The sequence below is a fragment of the Streptomyces sp. R35 genome (assembly GCF_041053035.1).
In the GTDB taxonomy this organism is placed as follows: domain Bacteria; phylum Actinomycetota; class Actinomycetes; order Streptomycetales; family Streptomycetaceae; genus Streptomyces; species Streptomyces lutosisoli.
On record NZ_CP163440.1, the window covers coordinates 1,322,607 to 1,342,582 of the forward strand.

Genomic DNA, 19,976 nt, shown 5'->3' on the forward strand with positions numbered 1-19,976 from the left:
CTTCCCTACCGGAGGTACCACACCCGTGACCATCACCAAGGCAGCCCCGCCCCCGGTCGACCACCGCGACACGGCCGACCGGCAGGGCTGGCGGGGCTGGCACTTCAACTCCCCGCTCGTCCTGACCATGCTGCTGCTCCTGGTGGTCGCGTTGCAGGGGCCGGTCCGCCGGGCGCTGTCGGCGCCGGTGATGCAGAGCTGGATGACCGTGTTCGTCGCGGTGGTGATCCAGGCCCTGCCCTTCCTCGTCCTCGGTGTGCTGCTGTCGGCGGTCATCGCGGTGTTCGTCCCGCCGTCGTTCTTCGCCCGCGCACTGCCCAGCCGGCCCGCCCTCGCGGTACCGGTCGCCGGGATGGCCGGGGCGATCCTGCCCGGCTGCGAGTGCGCCTCCGTGCCGGTGGCCGGGGCGCTGGTACGCCGGGGCGTCACGCCCGCGGCGGCGCTGGCGTTCCTGCTGTCCGCCCCGGCGATCAACCCGATCGTGCTGACCGCCACCGCCGTGGCGTTTCCGCGCGATCCGGAGATGGTCCTCGCCCGGTTCGTGGCGAGTCTGCTCGTGGCGTGCGCGATGGGGTGGCTGTGGCAACGCCTCGGCCGCACCGACTGGTTGCGCCCACCGGCCCGCCCGGCGCACGAGGGCCTCGGAAAGGGGGCGGCGTTCTGGGGGTCCGTACGGCACGACGTGATGCACGCCGGCGGGTTCCTCGTCGTCGGCGCGATGGCCGCGGCCACGCTCAAGGCCGTCGTACCGGCGAGCTGGCTGCACGCCGCGGCCGGCAACCCCGTGGTGTCGGTCCTCGCCCTGGCGGTCCTCGCCGTGCTGCTGTCGATCTGCTCGGAGGCGGACGCGTTCGTGGTCGCGTCGCTGTCCCAGTTCTCGCTCACCGCACGGCTGGCGTTCCTCGTCGTCGGACCGATGATCGACCTGAAGCTGTTCGCCATGCAGGTCGGCACGTTCGGCCGCGGATTCGCCCTGCGGTTCGCCCCCACCACCTTCGCTCTGGCGATCCTCATGTCGGTCCTGGTCGGGGCGGTGCTGCTGTGAACCGGCAGGCACAGGCGGCGGTGCTCTTCCTGACCGGCGCGGCGGTGCTGCACGCGGGCAGCACCGATCTCTATCTGCGGTACGTCAAGGCGGGGTTGCAGCCCTTGCTGCTCGGAGCGGGCGTGGTGCTGATCGTCGCGGCTGTGGCCACGGTCTGGTACGAGGTGCGGGCGGGGCGGCCGGGGCGCGGGATGCGATGGGTGCGCGGGATGCGCGGGGCGCGTTCGGCACAGGGGGAGGACCGGCCCGAGGCCGAGCGCGACGACGTACACGTGGAGGGAGGCGGGAGCGGAGACGGCGACGGCCACGGGGACGACCTTGGGGACGGCCATGGCGATGAGCACGGGCACGGACACGGACATCGTGAACCGCGCATCTCCTGGCTTCTCATCCTGCCGCTGCTCGCCCTGATCCTGGTCGCCCCGCCCGCCCTGGGCTCCTACAGCGCCATGCGCACCGGTACGGCCCTGCAAGCACCGTTCGGCTACCCCGCCCTCCCCGCCGGCGATCCGCTGCCGCTCGGCCTGGTCGACTATGCCGGCCGCGCCGCCTACGACCACGGGCGCTCCCTCGGCGACCGGCGGATCAAGATCACCGGCTTCGTGGCCCTCGACCGCAGCGGTACGCCCTACCTGGTCCGCATGGCTCTGAACTGCTGCGCCGCCGACGCCCAACCCGTGAAGATCGGCCTGTCCGGAAGGATTCCGCCCGTCCTCCAACCCGACACCTGGCTCGAAGTCACCGGCACCTACACCAGCAAGCAGACCAAGGATCCCGTCAACGGCGGCATCATCCCGTTCCTCAAGGTGAGCCAGGCCAGGCCGGTGCCGACACCGCGCGACCCGTACGACGAGAGCTGGAACAACTGATTCCGTTCTGCTGGGCGTTCGGCTGCCGTCCGCCACCGGCTCGGTGGCGGACGGCCGCGCCCCCGGTCAGGCTGAGGCCATGCGACAACGCCTGCCCGTCGGGATGCTGGCGCCGACCGCCGCGGCGCTGACGCTGCTGTCCGGCTGTGACACCCTCCCGGCCACCCGCGCCGTGACGGAGACAGCGACCGCCTCCGCGGTGGCGGCGGCGACCGCGGCGAGCGGTGACGTGGCCCGGCAGGTGGACATCGGCGGTGGCCGGAAGATCTACCTGCACTGCCGGGGAAGCGGCAGCCCGACCGTCGTCCTGGAGTCGGGGCTCCACGACTCCTCCGACACCTGGAGCATCACGGACACCCGCCCGCCCGTACCGAAGGCCCCGGCGGTCTTCCCGGGCGTCGCCGAGTTCACCCGTGTCTGCACCTACGACCGGCCCGGAACGGTCCGGTACACCGAACCCCCCGCCCTCACCACGCGGAGCACCCCGATGGCCGGTACGCGCTCGCTCCAGGACATGGCGCGCGACCTGGACAAAGTGCTGACATCGGGGCGCGTGCCCGGCCCCTACCTGCTGGTGGGCCACTCCTTCGGCGGAATGATCACCCGGTTGTACGCGCAGCAGCATCCGGAGCGGGTCGGCGGTCTCGTCTTTGTCGACTCGTTCGGTACGGACATCGAGCCGCTCTTCGGCACGGACTGGGCCACGTACGTGCGGCTGCTCAACCATCCGGGCACGCCCTTCGACCACGACCCGGCCTTCGAGACCGTCGACATCGGCGGCGCCGTCGCGGCGGTCGACCGTGCCGGTCCGCTGCCGAAGGCGCCGCTCGCCGTTCTCAGCAAGACGGAACCCTTCGCCGCCCCGGCGGGAACCTCGAAACAGCTGCTGGCGCGCTTGGAGGCGGCCTGGCCCCGGGTGCAGCAGACACTGGTGGACCTGGCACCGCAGACCCCTCACCTGCTCGCGACGGGCAGCGACCACTACGTGCAGGTCCACGACCCCGACCTCACGATCAGCGCGATCAGGCTCGTCGTGGGCCGGGCCGCGCACGGCTGATCGTGCGCGTCCCACGGGTGATCCCGCGCATCCGGGGTGTCACAGGGCCTGACGCCTTCAGTTCGCCCCTCGCTGCCGCCGCCACGCTTCGTAATGGTCCAGGAGGGTCTCCTCGATCGGGCGGTAGGTGAGGCCCAGTTCGTGGGCACTCCTGCTGTTGTCCACCCGGAACCGGATGCCGAGGTGTTTGCGGATGTAGTCCTGGGTCAGACCGAACGCCGGGCCCAGGACGCGTACCGGCCAGTGCGGGAGCGCGGTACGGGGCAGCCGGAGATCGCGGGGGTAGCGGGTGCGGATGATGCGGGACATCTCGTGGAAGGAGGTCATCGTCTCCGCCGCGACGATGTAACGGCCCTTCGCCGCGGGGTTCTCCGCCGCCGCGATGTGCGCGTCGGCCACATCGCGCACATCGGCCGTCGTGAAGCTGAAGTCCGGTGCACCGTAGAAGAAGTAGCCCTTGAACAGCTCGTCGAGCAGGAACAGGCTGCCGGACTCCGACTTGGGGGTGAGCGACGGGCCCAGTATCAGGCCGGGGTTGACGGACACCATGCGCCAGCGGTCCTGGGCCGCCGCCGCCGCCCATGCCTCGCGTTCCGCGACCGTCTTCGCGTAGTGGTACGGGTTGTTCTCCGCCGTGCTGGTGGTGTTGAAGTACTTCTCCGACAGCACCTCGTCGTCCATGTCCAGCACGTCGATGTAGTCGCCGAAGACCGCGCCCACCGTGGACGTGAAGACCAGCTTCTCGACCGTCGCGGTCCTCTCCACGCTCGCCAGCACGTTGCGCGTGCCGATCAGGGCCGGGTCGACCATGTCCCTGCGGCCGTCCTTGATCTTCTCGGGCATGAGGAACGGCGACGCCACATGGAAGACCACGCGGCAGCCGCTCATCGCATCGTCGAAGGAGCCCTCCGTCAGCAAGTCCGCCTCGAACAGGGCGAGTCGGCCGGGAAAGGCGTCCTGCATCTCCCTCAACGGCGACACCTTCGCCGTGTTCGCCACGCTGCGTACGGTGGCGCACACCCGGTAGTCCCGCTCCAGCAGCCGCCGGACCAGATGACTGCCGACGAACCCGCTGCCGCCGGTCACCAGCACGGTTGTCGCGCCGTCTCCACCCACGCTGTCACTCCTCACGTCCTGGAATGCCGAAACCGGCTACGGTACTCCGTCGGCGTCGTGTTGAGCTTCCGGCGGAACGCCCGGATCAGGGTGTCGATCGTGTTGAACCCGCAGGCGGCGGCGAGGGCGCGCCGTACGACATCCGGGCCGAGATCGGGCGGATCCACCCGAAGGCCGCCCCTGTCGAGGGTGAGGCCGTCGTCGTCAAGCAGGTGCCCAACGCCTTCCTCGACACCGACCTGGCCGGCCGCGTGGACGCCGCCGGGAACAAGGACGTCGTGATCGCCGGCTTCATGACACACATGTGCGTGGCATTCACCGCCCAGGGCGCGTTCCTGCGCGGCAACCGGCCCACCGTCGTCGCCGACGCCTGCGCGACTCGGCCCCTGCGGACGGCGGTTGCCGAGGTCTCCGCCGAGCAGGTCCACCACAGTGCCCTGGCGACGATCGAGGACCTGTACGGCGTCGTCGTCCCGTCCGCCGCGTCGCTGAGCTGACCGCCACGGCCAGGGTCTCGCTGCCGCTCCGCGGGTGATGTGTTCACTTCGGCGGTGGCGCTGTGATCCACGCAACACCTCCTACTAGTACGCACCCATCCCGGCGATCAAGCCCACCCCGGAGAGGGCAAGGTCACAGCCGCGTCCCCTGCTGCTCACCTGCGGTTCTGGCCTAGCATCCGAGCATGACGGTCCTGCCTGACGACGGGCTCTCGCTGGCCGCCGAGTTCCCTGACGCGACACATGAACAGTGGCAACGCCTGGTGGCGGGCGTACTGCGCAAGTCGGGCAAGGAAGTCTCGGACGACGCAGCCGAGGACGCTCTGTCCACCGCGCTGGAGGACGGGTTGCGCGCCCGCCCCCTCTATACCGCGCACGACTCCGCGCCCGATCCCGGCGTTCCCGGCTTCGCTCCCTTCGTCCGGGGCGGCCGCGCCGAGGGCAACACCCTCGGCGGCTGGGACGTGCGGCAGCAGCACACGGCGGCCGACGGTGCCGCGGTCCTCGCGGACCTGGAGAACGGCGTCACCTCGCTCTGGCTGGTCATCGGCGAGGGCGGGATTCCGGTTTCGTCGCTCGGCCGGGTCCTCGACGGTGTCTATCTCGACCTGGCGCCCGTCGTTCTCGACGCGGGACGCGAAGTCGAGCCCGCCGCACGCGAGTTGCTACGGCTGTACGGGGAGCGGGGGGTCGCCAAGGAGGCGGCGCGCGGCAACCTGGGAGCCGACCCACTGGGCTTCGAGGCCCGTACGGGAGACAACGGCTTCGACTTCGCGCCCGTCGCCGCACTCGCGCGACGGTGCGCCGAGGAGTACCCGGGGCTGCGGGCGCTGACCGTGGACGCGCTGCCGTACCACGAGGCCGGCGGCTCGGCGGCCCAGGAGCTGGGCAGTTCGCTGGCGACCGGTGTCGCCTATCTGCGCGCGCTGACCGAGGCGGGACTGACTGCCGAACAGGCCGCCGCCCAGCTGGAGTTCCGCTACGCGGCCACCGCCGACCAGTTCCTGACCATCGCCAAGTTGCGTGCGGCGCGCAGGCTTTGGGCACGGGTCGCCGAGGTCTGCGGGGCCCCGGGCGGGCAGGTGCAGCACGCGGTGACCTCGCCGGTGATGATGTCCCGCCGCGACCCGTGGGTGAACATGCTGCGCACGACGGTCGCGACGCTGGCCGCCGGGGTGGGCGGCGCCGACGCCGTCACCGTGCTGCCCTTCGACCACGCGCTCGGCCTGCCCGACGCGTTCGCCCGCCGGATCGCCCGCAACACCTCGACGATCCTGGTCGAGGAGTCGCATCTGTCCCGGGTGATCGACCCGGCCGGGGGCTCCTGGTACGTGGAACGGCTCACGGACGAACTCGCCCACGCGGGCTGGGAGTTCTTCCAGCGGATCGAGCAAGAGGGCGGCCAGGCGGCGGCCCTGCGCTCCGGCCGGCTCCGCCAGGACCTCGCCGACACCTGGGCTGCGCGCAGCGCGAAGCTCGCCAAGCGACGCGAACCCATCACCGGGGTCAGCGAGTTCCCGAACCTCGCCGAACGCCTCGTGGAGCGCGAAGCCGCCCCCGTGCAGCCGTCCGGCGGGCTGCCGCGCGTGCGGCGCGACGAGGCGTACGAGGCACTGCGGGCCCGCTCCGACGCCCACCTCGCGGCGACCGGCTCCCGGCCGCGGATCTTCCTGGCCGCCCTCGGCCCCGCCGCCGCCCACACCGCGCGCCTCACCTTCGCCTCGAACCTGTTCCAGGCGGGTGGCATCGAGCCCGTCACCGAGGGCTCGTTCGAGGACAGCGGTGCCACCGAGGTCTGCCTGTGCTCCAGCGACGCACTGTATGAAGAGCGGGCCGCCGAGGTCACCGCATCCCTCAAGTCGGCAGGCGCCGCACAGGTGTTCCTCGCCGGTCGCCCCGCGCAGTACCCCGGTGTCGACGCCTACGTCTTCGCGGGCTGTGACGCCGTAGCCGTGCTCTCCGCCACCCTCGACCGCATGGGAGTGTCCTGATGCCCATCCCTGACTTCTCCGGGATCGAGCTGGGCGTCCCGACCGCCGACGCCGGCACCGACGAATGGCGCAGCGCCGTCAAGAAGGCCACCGGCGGCGACGACCTCCTCTGGGAGACCCCGGAGGGCATCGCGGTCAAGCCGCTCTACACCGGGCAGGACCTGGAGGGCCTGGACTTCCTGGGCACCTACCCGGGTGTCGCCCCGTATCTGCGCGGCCCGTACCCGACGATGTACGTCAACCAGCCGTGGACCATCCGCCAGTACGCGGGCTTCTCCACCGCCGAGGAGTCCAACGCCTTCTACCGGCGCAATCTGGCGGCCGGCCAGAAGGGCCTGTCCGTCGCCTTCGACCTGCCCACCCACCGCGGCTACGACAGCGACCACCCGCGGGTGACCGGTGACGTCGGCATGGCGGGCGTGGCGATCGACTCGATCTACGACATGCGGCAGCTCTTCGACGGCATCCCGCTGGACAAGATGACCGTGTCGATGACCATGAACGGGGCTGTCCTGCCCGTTCTCGCGCTGTACATCGTGGCGGCGGAGGAACAGGGCGTACCGCCCGAGAAGTTGGCCGGGACCATCCAGAACGACATCCTCAAGGAGTTCATGGTCCGCAACACCTACATCTATCCGCCGAAGCCGTCGATGCGGATCATCTCCGACATCTTCGCGTACACCTCGCAGCGGATGCCGCGCTACAACTCCATCTCCATCTCCGGCTACCACATCCAAGAGGCGGGCGCGACCGCCGACTTGGAGCTGGCGTACACGCTGGCCGACGGTGTGGAGTACATCCGGGCGGGGCGGGCGGCGGGGATGGACGTGGACGCGTTCGCGCCCCGGCTCTCCTTCTTCTGGGCGATCGGCATGAACTTCTTCATGGAGATCGCGAAGATGCGGGCGGCACGGCTGCTCTGGGCCAGGCTGGTGAAGCAGTTCGACCCGCAGAACGCCAAGTCCCTTTCCCTGCGGACCCATTCGCAGACCTCCGGCTGGTCGCTGACCGCGCAGGACGTGTTCAACAACGTGACGCGTACGTGTGTCGAGGCAATGGCGGCGACGCAGGGCCACACCCAGTCGCTGCACACCAACGCCCTCGACGAAGCGCTCGCCCTGCCCACCGACTTCTCGGCGCGCATCGCCCGCAACACGCAGCTGCTCATCCAGCAGGAGTCCGGCACGACCCGGGCGATCGACCCGTGGGGCGGCAGCGCGTACGTCGAGAAGCTGACGTACGACCTCGCGCGCCGGGCCTGGCAGCACATCGAGGAGGTCGAGGCGGCGGGCGGTATGGCCAAGGCCATCGACGCGGGCATCCCCAAGCTGCGCATCGAGGAGGCCGCGGCCCGCACCCAGGCCCGGATCGACTCCGGGCGCCAGCCGGTGATCGGCGTGAACAAGTACCGCGTGGAGACCGACGAGCAGATCGACGTCCTCAAGGTCGACAACTCCTCCGTACGCACCCAGCAGATCGAGAAGCTGCGCCGGCTGCGCGCCGAGCGCGACGAACAGGCCTGCCAGGACGCGCTGCACGCCCTGACCCGGGCCGCCGAAGGCACCGGCAACCTGCTGGAGCTGGCGGTGAACGCGGCCCGCGCGAAGGCCACCGTCGGCGAGATCTCCGACGCTCTGGAGAAGGTGTACGGGCGGCACGCGAGCCAGATCCGTACGATCTCCGGTGTGTACCGCACCGAAGCCGGCGAGTCCCCGTCCGTCGAACGCACCCGCACGCTGGTGAACTCCTTCGAGGAGGCCGAGGGCCGCCGCCCCCGCATCCTGGTCGCCAAGATGGGCCAGGACGGCCATGACCGCGGCCAGAAGGTGATCGCCACCGCCTTCGCCGACCTCGGCTTCGACGTCGACGTCGGCCCGCTGTTCCAGACCCCGGGCGAGGTGGCACGCCAGGCCGTCGAGGCGGACGTGCACATCGTCGGGGTGTCCTCGCTGGCCGCCGGGCACCTGACCCTCGTACCGGCGCTTCGGGAGGAACTGGCGGCGGAGGGCCGCGAGGACATCATGATCGTGGTCGGCGGGGTGATTCCGCCGCAGGACGTGCCCACGCTCCTTGAGATGGGCGCGGCGGCCGTCTTCCCGCCCGGGACGGTGATCCCGGACGCGGCGTACGACTTGGTGCAGCGGCTGGCGGTCGATCTCGGACACGACGTCTGATCCCATGGCACTCGATCTCGACACCTATGTGAAGGGCGTACTCGACGGGAAGCGGGCGCTGGTGGCACGCGCCATCACGCTCGTCGAGTCGACGAGGCCCCAACACCGCGCCCTGGCACAGGAGTTGCTCACCGAGCTGCTGCCGCACAGCGGGCGGGCCCGGCGGATCGGCATCAGCGGCGTGCCCGGCGTGGGCAAGTCGACCTTCATCGACGCGTTCGGCACGCTGCTCACCTCGCTCGGGTTCCGGGTCGCGGTGCTCGCCGTCGACCCGTCCTCCAGCCGGACGGGCGGGTCGATCCTGGGCGACAAGACCCGGATGGAGCGCCTGGCCGTCGACCCTGCGGCGTTCGTACGCCCCTCCCCCACCGCGGGCACGCTCGGCGGGGTCGCCAAGGCGACCCGCGAGTCGATCGTGGTGATGGAGGCGGCCGGTTACGACGTGGTCCTCGTGGAGACGGTCGGCGTCGGTCAGTCCGAGACCGCGGTCGCGAACATGGTGGACTCCTTCCTGCTCCTGACCCTCGCCCGTACGGGGGACCAGTTGCAGGGCATCAAGAAGGGCGTCCTGGAACTGGCGGACGTCATCGCCGTCAACAAGGCGGACGGGCCGCACGAACGTGACGCCCGCGCCGCGGCACGCGAACTGGCGGGCGCCCTGCGCCTGATGCACCCGATGGACGCCGCTTGGACCCCACCCGTGCTGAGTTGCAGCGCCCGCGAGTCAATGGGCCTCGACACGGTCTGGGAGCGCCTCGAACAGCACCGTGCGCTCCTCGACTCCACCGGCCGACTCGCCGCCAAGCGCCGCGACCAGCAGGTGGACTGGACGTGGACGATGGTCCGCGACGAACTCCTCGGCCGTCTGCACGCCGATCCGTCGGTACGCGCCCTCGCCCCCGGCCTCGAACAGCAAGTACGGGACGGGGAGTTGACGGCCACGCTCGCCGCCGAGCGCATCCTGGGGGTGTTCGGCGCGGAGCGCCGCTGAACCGCGCCGCACCACTCTCGCGCCCCAGAACCTGGTCACCCTCTCGGCCGTCCCGGTCGTACGCCGAGCGGCACGCGGGGAAAGATCCACAGTGCACCTCGTATGCGAGGGGCGCACCGGGGGAAGGAATGAGCCCTGTACGCGCCCCCGCGTGCCCGGGGAAAATGCGCCCTGTCGACGGTCTGTGGCTGAGGTATCGCGTACCCGGCCGCCAGTTTCCCAGAAAGCAGGTCGGCTGCCGTGCTGTTGCGTCTGCCCACGTCCGTTTCCGAAGCCCAGGAGTGCATGGCCGAGGGGGCGGTGCCGATAGGCGGCGCGACGCTCGTGTGGGCCAACTGGCAGCGGGACGGCTTCCCCGAGCACGCCATGTCGCTGCGTGACCTGCCGGAAGCCAATGCGATCGGGCGCGAGACGCTGGGCGCGGCCGTGGTGCTGAACCGGATCGACGACCGCGTGCCGCAGGCCCTGCGGCAGGCGGCCGCCACCGTGGGAACCGGAGCCGTGCGCCGTACGGCCACGGTCGGCGGAAATATCGTCGGCAGCACGCTGCGCGACCTGCTGCCCGCGGCACTCGTCCTGGACGCCCGCGCCGTGGTCCTGGAAACGGAAAGCGCCTACGAGACCGACCTGGCCGAGGTTCTGGCCAAGAGCCCCCTGCTGCTCAGCCTCCGCTGGCGCGCCCCCATCGCGAGTGGATTCCACAAGCTGGCGGGCGAAGCGGGTGATCCGCCACCTCTCGTCGCCGCCGCGCTGCACGCCGCCGACGGCGGAGGAACCCGCCTTCGCGTCGCCGTCCGCGACGGCTACGAGGTGCTCAGCGAGAGCACCGAGTGCACCGCCGACTCCGAACAGGCCCTCGACGACCTGCGTCATACGGACATCGGCGCACTTCACTCCACGGCTTGGGAAGTGGTACGCCAGCAGGTCACCGACCTCGTGCCCCGCCCCGCCGACGGCTGAGGACTCCTGGCGGCTCACTTGACGCCCCATGGGTACGAGCGTCAAGTGAGCGTCATCCCACCGGGATCAGGCCACCGGGACGGGAACCGGGTACGTCGGGTACTCCACTCCGGAGACATGCTGGACGACGCGGATGACCTGGCAGGAGTAGCCGAACTCGTTGTCGTACCAGAGGTAGAGGATCGCGTTGTCGCCGTCGACCTTGGTGGCGCCGGCGTCGACGATCGAGGCGTGGCGCGAGCCGATGAAGTCGCTGGAGACGGCGTCGGGCGCGGTGGTGAAGTCGATCTGGCGCTTGAGCGGCGAGTTCAGCGACACGTCGCGGAGGTGGTCGAGGACCTCTTCGCGGGTGGTCTCGCGGCCGAGCCGCAGGCTGAGGATCGCGATCGAGACGTCCGGCATCGGGACGCGGATCGAGCTGCCGCTGATCGGCGCCTTGAGGTCGGGCAGCGCCTTGGCGACGGCGGAGGCGGCTCCGGTCTCGGTGATGACCATGTTGAGCGGCGCCGAACGGCCGCGACGATCGGCCTTGTGGTAATTGTCCAGCAGGTTCTGGTCGTTGGTGAACGAGTGGACGGTCTCCACGTGGCCGCGCAGCACGCCGTACTCGTCCGCCATCGCCTTCAGCGGCGGGACGATCGCGTTGGTGGTGCAGGACGCGCAGGACAGGATCTGCTCGTCCGGCTTGATCGTGTCGTGGTTGACGCCGTGCACGATGTTGGGGACGTCGCCCTTGCCGGGCGCGGTCAGGACGACCTTGTCGATGCCGGGGCGCAGGTGCTGCGAGAGGCCCTCGCGGTCGCGCCACTTGCCGGTGTTGTCGATGAGGATGGCGTCCTTGATGCCGTACGCCGTGTAGTCGATCTCCGACGGGTCGTTCGCGTAGATGACCTGGATCTCGTTGCCGTTGGCGGTGATCGTGTTCGTCGCTTCGTCGACGGTGATCGTGCCCTGGAACTGGCCGTGGATGGAGTCGCGGCGCAGCAGCGAGGCGCGCTTGACGATGTCCTGGTCGCCGCCCTGGCGTACGACGATGGCACGCAGGCGCAGGCCGTTGCCGGAGCCGGACTTCTCGATCAGCAGGCGGGCGACGAGGCGGCCGATGCGGCCGAAGCCGTAGAGGACGACATCGCGACCGTCGCCGCGCTCGATCTTGTTGGCACCCGTGGCGCCGGCGACGGCCTCGGTGGTGAACTCCGCCACGGACAGACCGCGGTCGTCGGCCCGGTACGTCGCGGCCAGCATGCCGATGTCGATCTGGGACGGGCCGAGGTCCAGCGTGGTGAGAGCTTCCAGGAACGGCAGCGTCTCCGTGACCGAGAGTTCCTCTCCGGCTATCTGCCGGGCGAATCGGTGAGTCTTGAGAATGCTCACCACCGACTTGTTCACCAAGGAGCGGCTGTGCAGCAGGACGGTGACGTCCCGCTCCCTGTGCAGCTTCCCGATGATCGGGATCATCGACTCCGCGATCTCCTCACGGTTCTTCCAGTTGGTGAACGAGTCCTCGTTGACAGTCACAGATTTATCTTTCGAGCTAGGCGGCGCTCACATGCTAACTCCTCGCCACTTTGATCATGTAAGCGGATCGTCTACCGCCCGAGTCCGGCCTTGTCGCAGGCGGGCCGGAGCTGCCGTGTGCAGATCTGGTCGATGGTGTACATGCCGTCCTTGACGAGTGTCTGCTTGATGTTGCCGACCGTCACCGCTCTCGGAGTGAGCAGGACGGACGGGATGCGCTGGGTGGTGGGGCTGTTGGTCGTCGTCGTGGCGATGTCGCGGAGATCCTCGCCGCGCCCCAGGGCGACGGCCATGGAGGCGACTGCGGCGGCTTCCATCCTGAACGGTTTGTAGACCGTCATGTACTGCTCGCCCTTGATGATGCGCTGCACGGCGTCGAGGTCGGCGTCCTGCCCGGTGACGGGAGGGAGCTTGCCGACATGGGCGCTCTTGAGAGCGGAGATGACGCCTGCGGCTATCGCGTCGTTGGCCGCCAGGACACCACCGATCCGGTCCGGGCCCAGGGCCGCGACGGCGGCGGCCATGTTGGCGTGGGCGCTCTGCGTGCTCCAGCCCACGATGTCGTACGACCGGGCGATGTTCACCTTGCCTGTGATGACGGACAGCGCGCCCCTCCTGAACCACGCGGCGTTGGCACTGGTCGGATCACCGTTCATCATGACGACGTTCCCGCGGCTCGCCTTGTCGCCCATGGCCTTCAGGAGCGCCTCGCCCTGGAGCCTGCCGACCCGCGCACCGTCGAAACTGACATAACCCGCGATCGGGCCTTCGGCGAGCCGGTCATAGGCGACGACCGGGACACCCGCGTTGTGTGCCTCCTGCACCGAGGAGCGGAGCGCCCGGGTATCGGCGGCGTCGAGGATCAGGACCCTGACCCCCTTGGTGATCATGGACATCATCTGTTGCCGCTGCATCGTCGCGTCGTCCCCGGCGTTGGCGTACTCCATGGCGCAGCGGGGGCACAGCTCCTTCAGCCGCTTCTCGATCAGCGGCTTGTCGGAGCGCTCCCAGCGGGGAACCGTTCGGCTCGGGAGCAGCAGGCCGACGGTGAAGCTGTCCGTGGCCGCCACGCCGTCCCTTTCGCAGGCGGCCAGGGACATCGTCATGAGCCCCGCGACGAGCGCCGCGACGACGTGGCACGTACGGGGCCTCATCGCAGAACCCCTTGCTCCGTTCGGGGCCCCGAGTCCGCCGGAGCCGGCTCGCGCCGCGGCACGACGATCTCGCTCCACACCTGTTTGCCGCCGGCCACCGGCACCGAGCCGAAGGAATCCGACATGGCTTCGACCAGAAGCAGGCCTCGGCCGCCGGTCGCCTCCCAGTCCACGATCACCGGCTTGGCGGGCGCACGCGGCGAGGAGTCGCTCACGCTGACTCGTACCCGGTCCCCGCGGAGCATCAGGTCGAGGCGGACCGGGCCCTGAGTGTGTATCAGGGCGTTGGTGACAAGTTCGGACACGACCAGCAGCACCGCATCGCCTACTTCTTCGACGTTCCACCGCCGCAGAGTGCGCGCGGTGAAACGGCGGGCGTGCATGACGGCGTCGGGCAGCCGCCACACCACCCATCCGACCCGTATCGGCCGGGTCTTCATGCCGTCGTAGCGCATCAGCAGCAGCGCCACGTCGTCCTCACGACGGCCGATGTCGCCGAGCAGCGCGTCGGCCATCAGCTCTGGATCCGCCGGATCGGCCGCGGCGAGCGCGGTGCGCGTCCGGCGCATGCCCTCGTCCAGGGGCAGGTCGTGGGCCTCGACCAGGCCGTCGGTCACCAGGGCGAGCACCGTGCCGGGGGCCAGTGCGACCGCGGTCATGGGGAACTCCGCCTCCAGGGAAACGCCCAGCGGGAGCCCACCCTCGACCTGCACCTCCTCGGTGCTGCCGTCGGGATGGCGTATCAACGGTGACAGGTGCCCGGCCCGGACGAACAGGATGTTGCCCTCATCCATGTCCAGTTCGGCATAGCAGCAGGTCGCGAACAGATCGGTCTCCATGCCTACGAGGAGACGGTTGGCGTGCGAGACGACCACGTCGGGCGGGTGCCCCTCCACCGCGTACGCCCTGACCGCGGTACGCATCTGGCCCATGATCGTCGCGGCTCCGGCACTGTGTCCTTGCACGTCACCGATGACCAGCGCCACCCGGTCTTCGGAGAGGGCGATGACGTCGTACCAGTCACCGCCCACCTGCAACCCCCGCCTGGCGGGCAGATAGCGGGCGACGGCGGTTCCCCCGGGCAGCTCGGGGAGGCGCCGGGGCAGCAGACTGCGCTGCAGCATCGTCGCGAGCTCCTGCTCGGCGTCGTGCGCGCGCGCCCGCTTGAGGGCCTGCCCGACCAGCGCCGCGGTGGCGGTCAGCAGGGACCGCTCCTCGGGGACGAACTCGTGCGGCTGATCCCAGCCGACCAGGCACACACCGGCGATCCGGCCCTTGGCGGGGAGCGGCAGGACGGCCAGACCCCCGGTACCGATGCCCGCGAGTCCTGGTTCGAGGGCGGAGCCGGCGGGCCACAGATCCAGGCGTCCGTCCCGCAAGGCCATCTGCAGGGTGGGCAGGGCGCCCACCGGCGCGTTGGGCCACTCCGAACGCCACTCCGAACGCCACGTCTCCGGCCAGGCGGCGGGCTGCGGCGGGTCGAGTACGGTGACCAGGAGCCGGTCGTCCTGCAACTCGGCGAGCGCCACCCGGTCGGCGCCCAGCGGCTCACGCAGCGCGGTGACCACCACTCGGCCGACGTCAGGGACTGTTGCGGCATCGTCGAGTACTGCGGTCAGCCACTGGATCCGGGAAACGTCGTCGGCGCTCCGGCGCAGGACCGAGGTCGCCGTCACCATGCCCAGCACCTGCTTCGGCCCGTCACCGGTGCTCACCACCACCCGGCAACTCAGGCTCAGCCAGCGCATTTCGCCGGTGGGGCGGCGGACTCGGAACTCCAGCTCCCGCCGGCCGAACGTCTGGGTGGACGGATCCAGGACCGACATCAGCGCGGGCATGTCCTCCGGGAGGGCGTGCGCGAGGAGGGTGTCCGCCTTGCCGTCGAAGTCGACCGGCGTGATGCCGACCAGCTTGAGCAGCGTCTCGTCCGCCTCGATCAGGCCGGTGTCCGGCACCAGGGCGAAGGAGCCGACGCGCAGACTCCGCAGGGCGGGACTCAGCAGCGACGACGGCGTGGACCGGCCGGCCCCGACCTGGAGCATGTCGGCGACCGCGTTGGCGTACCGCTCAAGGAAGCGCCGTTGCTCGGCGTCGAAGCCGTCCGCCGACGCGCCCACGACGACGAGGCAGCCCAGCCGTCTGCCCTCCGTCCCGAGTGGCAGCGCACCGAGCGACGCCTCTGGTCGCGGCGGCGTGGGCCCGCCCTCTGAGTAGGAGGCAAGCGCTGCGGGGTTCAGCCACAGAGGCCGGTGCATGCGGAAGGCGTGCGCCGCGGGTGAGCGACCGGACAGGGGCAGACACACCGGCAGCCCGCACTCGGAAGTGGCACATCCGGCCGCTTCCACCAACCGAAGCGCTTCCTCCCCGGCACCGGGCACATAGACCGCCGCCAGCGCCGCTCCGGCGAACGTCAGGGCCCGATCACTCGCGGCGGTGTCTGGCACCGGAGGCGATGAACCGGTGCCTGCGGCGTGGGCCTCGGATACCCGCGGCTCCGAGAGCCCGGCCCGGGCACGGCCGTCATGAGGCATGTCCGCAACCTTCCTCCCGTCCATGCCGCAGGTGCCAACAGGTTGAGATCGGGGCATCCACTTACCAGAGTCGCATATCCGCAGTAACTGGTCAGATCTACTTTATTGCTATGGAACCCCTCGAATACGGGATTGCATACGCATGCCAGGACCTTCGGGAGGGGGCCCGCTACGGGAACCGAACCTCGGCGGCCGGAGCCGCTGCGTTCGCAGATCACTGCGGCCGGTGCCACACTGACGACGTGGTCGTCTTGCCACGTCCACGCGATACGTTCCAGGCGGACAACGGGCGTCGGCATCGTGGCCGGCTGTCGGCTGCTGGACTTCTGGCCGACAGCATCCGTTGCATGGTGAGGAGGCCGGATGTCGCCATGCTCTACGAGGGAGCCGCCGATGCCGGGCTGGTCGGGCCGAGTCCTCACCTCGCCGGGACGGGCGAGGCCGTCCCGCGACCGGCGGAGCCGCAGCTGCCCGTGAGGGCGCGGACCTGCCCGGACCCCCACGCCGACATCGCCGCCCGGCTCAACCTCAACGCGGCCCGTGCCATCGCGCCGCGTCACACGTGTCCCCTACGGCCCGTCCGCCCGCACACGCACCTTGACGCCCGCCCTGCACGCGAACCGTTTCCCCACGCGCGCACCGCGCACCGTGCCGGCCGGACGCGACGGGAGAGGCGGGTAGGGAGGTCTCTCACATGAAGGCCTGCATACGGGACGCGGCCATTGCCTTGACCGCGGTCTCGACGGCCGTTGCTCTCGCTGCCTGCGGGTCGGACGCCGAGAACGCCTCCCCCGGGGGAAACACGCCGCAGATCGGGGTGCTGCTGCCGGACTCCACCACAGCTCGTTGGGAGACACAGGACGGGCCCTTGCTCGAGAAGAAGATCAAGGAACTGTGCGCCGACTGCACGGTCGAGCACGTCAACGCCAGGAACGATGTCGCCACCCAGCAGGCACAGATGGACTCGATGATCACCAAAGGGGTCGATGCCATCGTGCTCGTGGCCGTGGACGCCAAATCGCTCGGCCCCGAGGTCAGGAAGGCGCACGAAGCGAATATCCCGGTCATCGCCTACGACCGCCTCGCCGAGGGCCCGATCTCGGGTTATGTCTCCTTCGACGGCGAGGAAGTCGGCAGGCTCCAGGGCAGAGCACTGCTGAAGGCCATGGGCGACGAGGTGCCCGGCGCCCAGATCGTCATGATGAACGGCGATCCCAGCGACCCCAACGCGGTGGCGTTCAAGAAGGGCGCGCTGTCCGTACTCAACGGGAAAGTGAAGATCGGCAAGGCGTACGACACACTCCAGTGGAGGACGGAGGCTGCGCACGTGAACATGTCCGGCGCCATTGCCGCCCTCGGCGCCGACAACATCGACGGGGTCTACGCCGCCAACGACGGCCTCGCCGCCGGCAGCATCTCCGCCCTCAAAGCGAACAAGGTCAACCCGCTGCCCCCGGTCACCGGGCAGGACGCCGAACTCGGAGCAGTGCGGCGCATTGTCGGCGGCTCTCAGTACATGACCGTCTACAAACCCTTCGCACCCGAGGCTTCCGCCGGCGGTGCCATGGCCGTGGCCGCGGCTCGTGGTGAAACCCTCGACCGGGTCGCCACGAGCAAGGTGAGGACCCCCAGTGTGAAGGCGGTTCCGGCCGTCCTGCTCACTCCGGTGTCCGTGACCGTCGGCAATATCAAGGACACCTTGGTGCGGGACGGCGTGTACACGATCCAGCAGATCTGCACCCCCCACCTCAAGGCCGCCTGCGACAAGGCCGGGCTGACCTGACAGGGAGGTTCCGACCAGGTCGGTGCCCCGGGAAGGAGATGGTTTCCGTGCCGACTCCCCCCTTGCTGGCGCTGCACGGCGTGTGCAAGCGCTTCGGCATCGTCGAGGTCCTCACGGACATCGAGCTGGAGATTCACGCCGGGCAAGTCGTCGCTCTTCTGGGCGACAACGGCGCCGGCAAATCCACCCTGGTCAAAGTGATCTCCGGCGTCGCCCCCGCGGACAAGGGCGTCATCGAGTGGGAGGGCCGGGCGGTCCATATCAGGCGCCCCCACGACGCCCGGGATCTCGGCATCGCCACCGTCTTCCAGGACCTCGCACTGTGCGGGAACCTCGATGTGGTCGGCAATCTGTTTCTCGGGCGGGAGATCCGCAGCTTCGGGTTCCTGGACGAGATGGAGATGGAGCGCCGCACCAGACACCTGCTGGAACGCCTGACCAGAGGTGTCCCCGATCTGCGCGGCCCTGTCGTCTCGCTGTCCAGCGGCCAGCGGCAGACCGTCGCCATCGCTCGCTCGCTCCTCGGCGACCCTCGGATCCTCCTCCTGGACGAACCTACCGCAGCACTGGGAATCGAGCAGACCACCGAGGTCCTGGACATCGTCGACCAGCTGCGTGACCGCGGCATGGGAGTACTGCTCATCAGCCACAACATGGGCGACGTGAAAGCCCTCGCGGACCGGGCCGCCGTACTACGGCTCGGTCGTAACAACGGCTTCTTCGACGTGAACACCACGTCTCACGAACAGATCATCTCCTCCATCACCGGCGCCTCGGAGAACGCGCCCCGCCGGGTGGCCCACCAGGAGGCGGGGTGGTGAAAGAGATGCGCGACAGGGCGGACGACACGACGACCGAAACCGCCGCACCCACCGCCGAGGCCGGTCAGCCGCGCCGCGCGCGGGCCGTCGCCCGTGCCGTGGAGGGCTCGGTCGCCGTCTTCCGGCGCAAGCTGCGCGCCGGTGAAGTGGGCGCGCTCCCCGTCGTCCTCGTCCTCGCCGCGGTCTGGATCACCTTCGAGGCCCTCAACGAAAACTTCCTCTCACCCCGGAACCTGTCCAATCTCAGCGTGGACATCGTGGGCACGGGCATGATCGCGGTCGGCATCGTCTTCGTGCTGCTGATCGGAGAGCTCGACCTGTCGGTCGGCTCGGTCAGCGGCCTCGCTGCGGTTGTCTTCGCCGTTCTGAACGTGAACAACGGCGTGCCGGAATGGCTTGCCCTGATCCTCGCGGTGCTCGCGGGTACCGCGGCGGGAACCGTCCAGGGCTTCTCCTTCGCCAAGACCCGGGTACCTGCGTTCGTCGTCACACTCGCGGGGTTGCTCACCTGGAACGGCATCATGCTCTCCATCCTCGGGAACAGCGGCACCGTCAACCTCGACGAGGACGGGCTCGTCGCCAAGCTGACCAGCTACTACTTCACCAACGACGGCGCCGCCTACGGACTCGCGGCGGTCAGCACGGGCATGGTCTTCCTCGGGTCCTACCTGGGCAGGCGGCGCCGCACGGTGGCCGGTATGCCGCACCGCTCGCTCCGGGGAATCGCGGTGCGCACGGGAGCGGTCGCGGTGATCGCGTTCGCCTCCGCGTATGTGCTCAACCAGTTCCAGGGCCTGCCGCTCGCCCTCCTGATCTTCCTCACGGTGGTGGCCGGCCTCGACGTCGTTCTCCGCCGCACGCACTACGGGCGGCATGTCTACGCACTCGGCGGCGGTGTCGAAGCAGCCCGTCGCGCCAGTGTCAGTGTGACGCGGGTGCAGACCGCGGTGCTCGCGGTCTCGGGGACCATGGCCGCGGTCGGCGGCCTGTTCCTGGCCTCGCGCATCACCTCGGTGAGCCAGAGTTCAGGCTCGGGCGTCCTTCTGCTCAATGTCATCGCAGCAGCCGTGATCGGTGGCACCAGTCTCTTCGGAGGACGCGGTACGACCTGGTCCGCCGTGCTCGGCATCCTGGTCATCCAGTCGATCGCCTCAGGCATGGCGATCACGGACACTCCCGCCGCCCTCCAGTTCGTGATCACGGGCGGGGTGCTCTTCGCCGCGGTGGTCATCGACTCACTGTCACGACGCTCGCAGGAGGCACACGGGCGGGCCTGACGCGAGCCGAACTCACGGTCCACGCCGCACACTCCGGAGCCGGCGCCCAGCCGGTTCTGCGCGAGCCGCCCTGGGCTTACGGCCCCGGTGCTGGTCGCGGACACCGGTGCGAAGGATCCACAGCGGCTACAGCCTCACGGCGAGTCGGGCTTCAGCGTCATGGCATGGAGGCCCCACGCACACCCTGCCCTC

General features: G+C 69.9%; 15 protein-coding genes. 11 read left to right on the forward strand and 4 right to left on the reverse strand.

From position 1 onward, the window contains the following. The first annotated feature begins 25 nt into the window (after nucleotides 1-25). The 3 genes from AB5J50_RS06460 (at nucleotide 26) to AB5J50_RS06470 (ending at nucleotide 2,971) form a co-directional block, all read left to right on the forward strand. On the forward strand, nucleotides 26-1,045 hold the full coding sequence (locus AB5J50_RS06460) for a permease (RefSeq protein WP_369255736.1): 1,020 nt from the start codon (nucleotides 26-28) through the stop codon (nucleotides 1,043-1,045). After that, nucleotides 1,042-1,914, forward strand: coding sequence for a TIGR03943 family protein (locus tag AB5J50_RS06465; RefSeq protein ID WP_369255738.1), 873 nt, complete (start codon nucleotides 1,042-1,044; stop codon nucleotides 1,912-1,914). The genes AB5J50_RS06460 and AB5J50_RS06465 overlap by 4 nt, the downstream gene beginning before the upstream one ends. Nucleotides 1,915-1,993: 79 nt before the next feature. Further along, nucleotides 1,994-2,971 carry an alpha/beta fold hydrolase gene (locus tag AB5J50_RS06470; protein ID WP_369255740.1) on the forward strand — a complete coding sequence of 326 codons (978 nt, stop codon included), beginning with the start codon at nucleotides 1,994-1,996 and terminating at the stop codon, nucleotides 2,969-2,971. Between the two features lie 57 nt (nucleotides 2,972-3,028). Here the strand turns inward: AB5J50_RS06470 and AB5J50_RS06475 are convergent, their stop codons facing one another. Next, a complete protein-coding gene (locus AB5J50_RS06475) occupies nucleotides 3,029-4,087 on the reverse strand; it encodes an NAD-dependent epimerase/dehydratase family protein (protein WP_369255742.1) in 1,059 nt (352 codons plus the stop codon). 23 nt (nucleotides 4,088-4,110) lie between these two features. Between AB5J50_RS06475 and AB5J50_RS06480 the strand changes: the two genes are divergently transcribed. The 5 genes from AB5J50_RS06480 to AB5J50_RS06500 all read left to right on the forward strand — a co-directional run bounded on the left by AB5J50_RS06480 (nucleotide 4,111) and on the right by AB5J50_RS06500 (nucleotide 10,700). Further along, entirely contained in the window at nucleotides 4,111-4,584 is a 474-nt protein-coding gene (locus AB5J50_RS06480; RefSeq protein WP_369255744.1) for an isochorismatase family protein, read from the forward strand. A gap of 185 nt (nucleotides 4,585-4,769) precedes the next feature. Beyond that, a complete protein-coding gene (locus tag AB5J50_RS06485) occupies nucleotides 4,770-6,575 on the forward strand; it encodes a methylmalonyl-CoA mutase family protein (RefSeq protein ID WP_369255746.1) in 1,806 nt (601 codons plus the stop codon). Further along, on the forward strand, nucleotides 6,575-8,749 hold the full coding sequence (gene scpA / locus AB5J50_RS06490; protein ID WP_369255748.1) for a methylmalonyl-CoA mutase: 2,175 nt from the start codon (nucleotides 6,575-6,577) through the stop codon (nucleotides 8,747-8,749). Before AB5J50_RS06485 ends, scpA begins: the two co-directional genes overlap by 1 nt. A 4-nt stretch (nucleotides 8,750-8,753) precedes the next feature. Further along, nucleotides 8,754-9,740: a methylmalonyl Co-A mutase-associated GTPase MeaB gene (gene meaB / locus AB5J50_RS06495; protein WP_369255750.1), complete on the forward strand. Its 987-nt coding sequence runs from the start codon at nucleotides 8,754-8,756 to the stop codon at nucleotides 9,738-9,740. A 240-nt stretch (nucleotides 9,741-9,980) separates the two neighbouring features. After that, nucleotides 9,981-10,700: an FAD binding domain-containing protein gene (locus tag AB5J50_RS06500; protein ID WP_369255752.1), complete on the forward strand. Its 720-nt coding sequence runs from the start codon at nucleotides 9,981-9,983 to the stop codon at nucleotides 10,698-10,700. A gap of 66 nt (nucleotides 10,701-10,766) precedes the next feature. Here the strand turns inward: AB5J50_RS06500 and AB5J50_RS06505 are convergent, their stop codons facing one another. From AB5J50_RS06505 to AB5J50_RS06515, 3 genes are all read right to left on the reverse strand, one after another. Then, nucleotides 10,767-12,218, reverse strand: coding sequence for a glyceraldehyde-3-phosphate dehydrogenase (locus AB5J50_RS06505; protein ID WP_369255754.1), 1,452 nt, complete (start codon nucleotides 12,216-12,218; stop codon nucleotides 10,767-10,769). 71 nt (nucleotides 12,219-12,289) lie between these two features. Next, nucleotides 12,290-13,372, reverse strand: coding sequence for a sugar ABC transporter substrate-binding protein (locus tag AB5J50_RS06510; RefSeq protein WP_369255756.1), 1,083 nt, complete (start codon nucleotides 13,370-13,372; stop codon nucleotides 12,290-12,292). Next, nucleotides 13,369-15,903, reverse strand: coding sequence for a SpoIIE family protein phosphatase (locus AB5J50_RS06515; RefSeq protein WP_369255758.1), 2,535 nt, complete (start codon nucleotides 15,901-15,903; stop codon nucleotides 13,369-13,371). The genes AB5J50_RS06510 and AB5J50_RS06515 overlap by 4 nt, the downstream gene beginning before the upstream one ends. A gap of 694 nt (nucleotides 15,904-16,597) precedes the next feature. Between AB5J50_RS06515 and AB5J50_RS06520 the strand changes: the two genes are divergently transcribed. The 3 genes from AB5J50_RS06520 to AB5J50_RS06530 are packed head-to-tail and all read left to right on the forward strand — an operon-like array spanning nucleotide 16,598 to nucleotide 19,784. Further along, nucleotides 16,598-17,686: a substrate-binding domain-containing protein gene (locus AB5J50_RS06520; protein ID WP_369255760.1), complete on the forward strand. Its 1,089-nt coding sequence runs from the start codon at nucleotides 16,598-16,600 to the stop codon at nucleotides 17,684-17,686. Nucleotides 17,687-17,724: 38 nt separating this feature from the next. Then, nucleotides 17,725-18,507, forward strand: coding sequence for an ATP-binding cassette domain-containing protein (locus tag AB5J50_RS06525; RefSeq protein ID WP_369255762.1), 783 nt, complete (start codon nucleotides 17,725-17,727; stop codon nucleotides 18,505-18,507). 5 nt (nucleotides 18,508-18,512) lie between these two features. Continuing rightward, nucleotides 18,513-19,784 carry a sugar ABC transporter permease gene (locus tag AB5J50_RS06530; RefSeq protein WP_369255764.1) on the forward strand — a complete coding sequence of 424 codons (1,272 nt, stop codon included), beginning with the start codon at nucleotides 18,513-18,515 and terminating at the stop codon, nucleotides 19,782-19,784. Nucleotides 19,785-19,976: the final 192 nt, after the last annotated feature.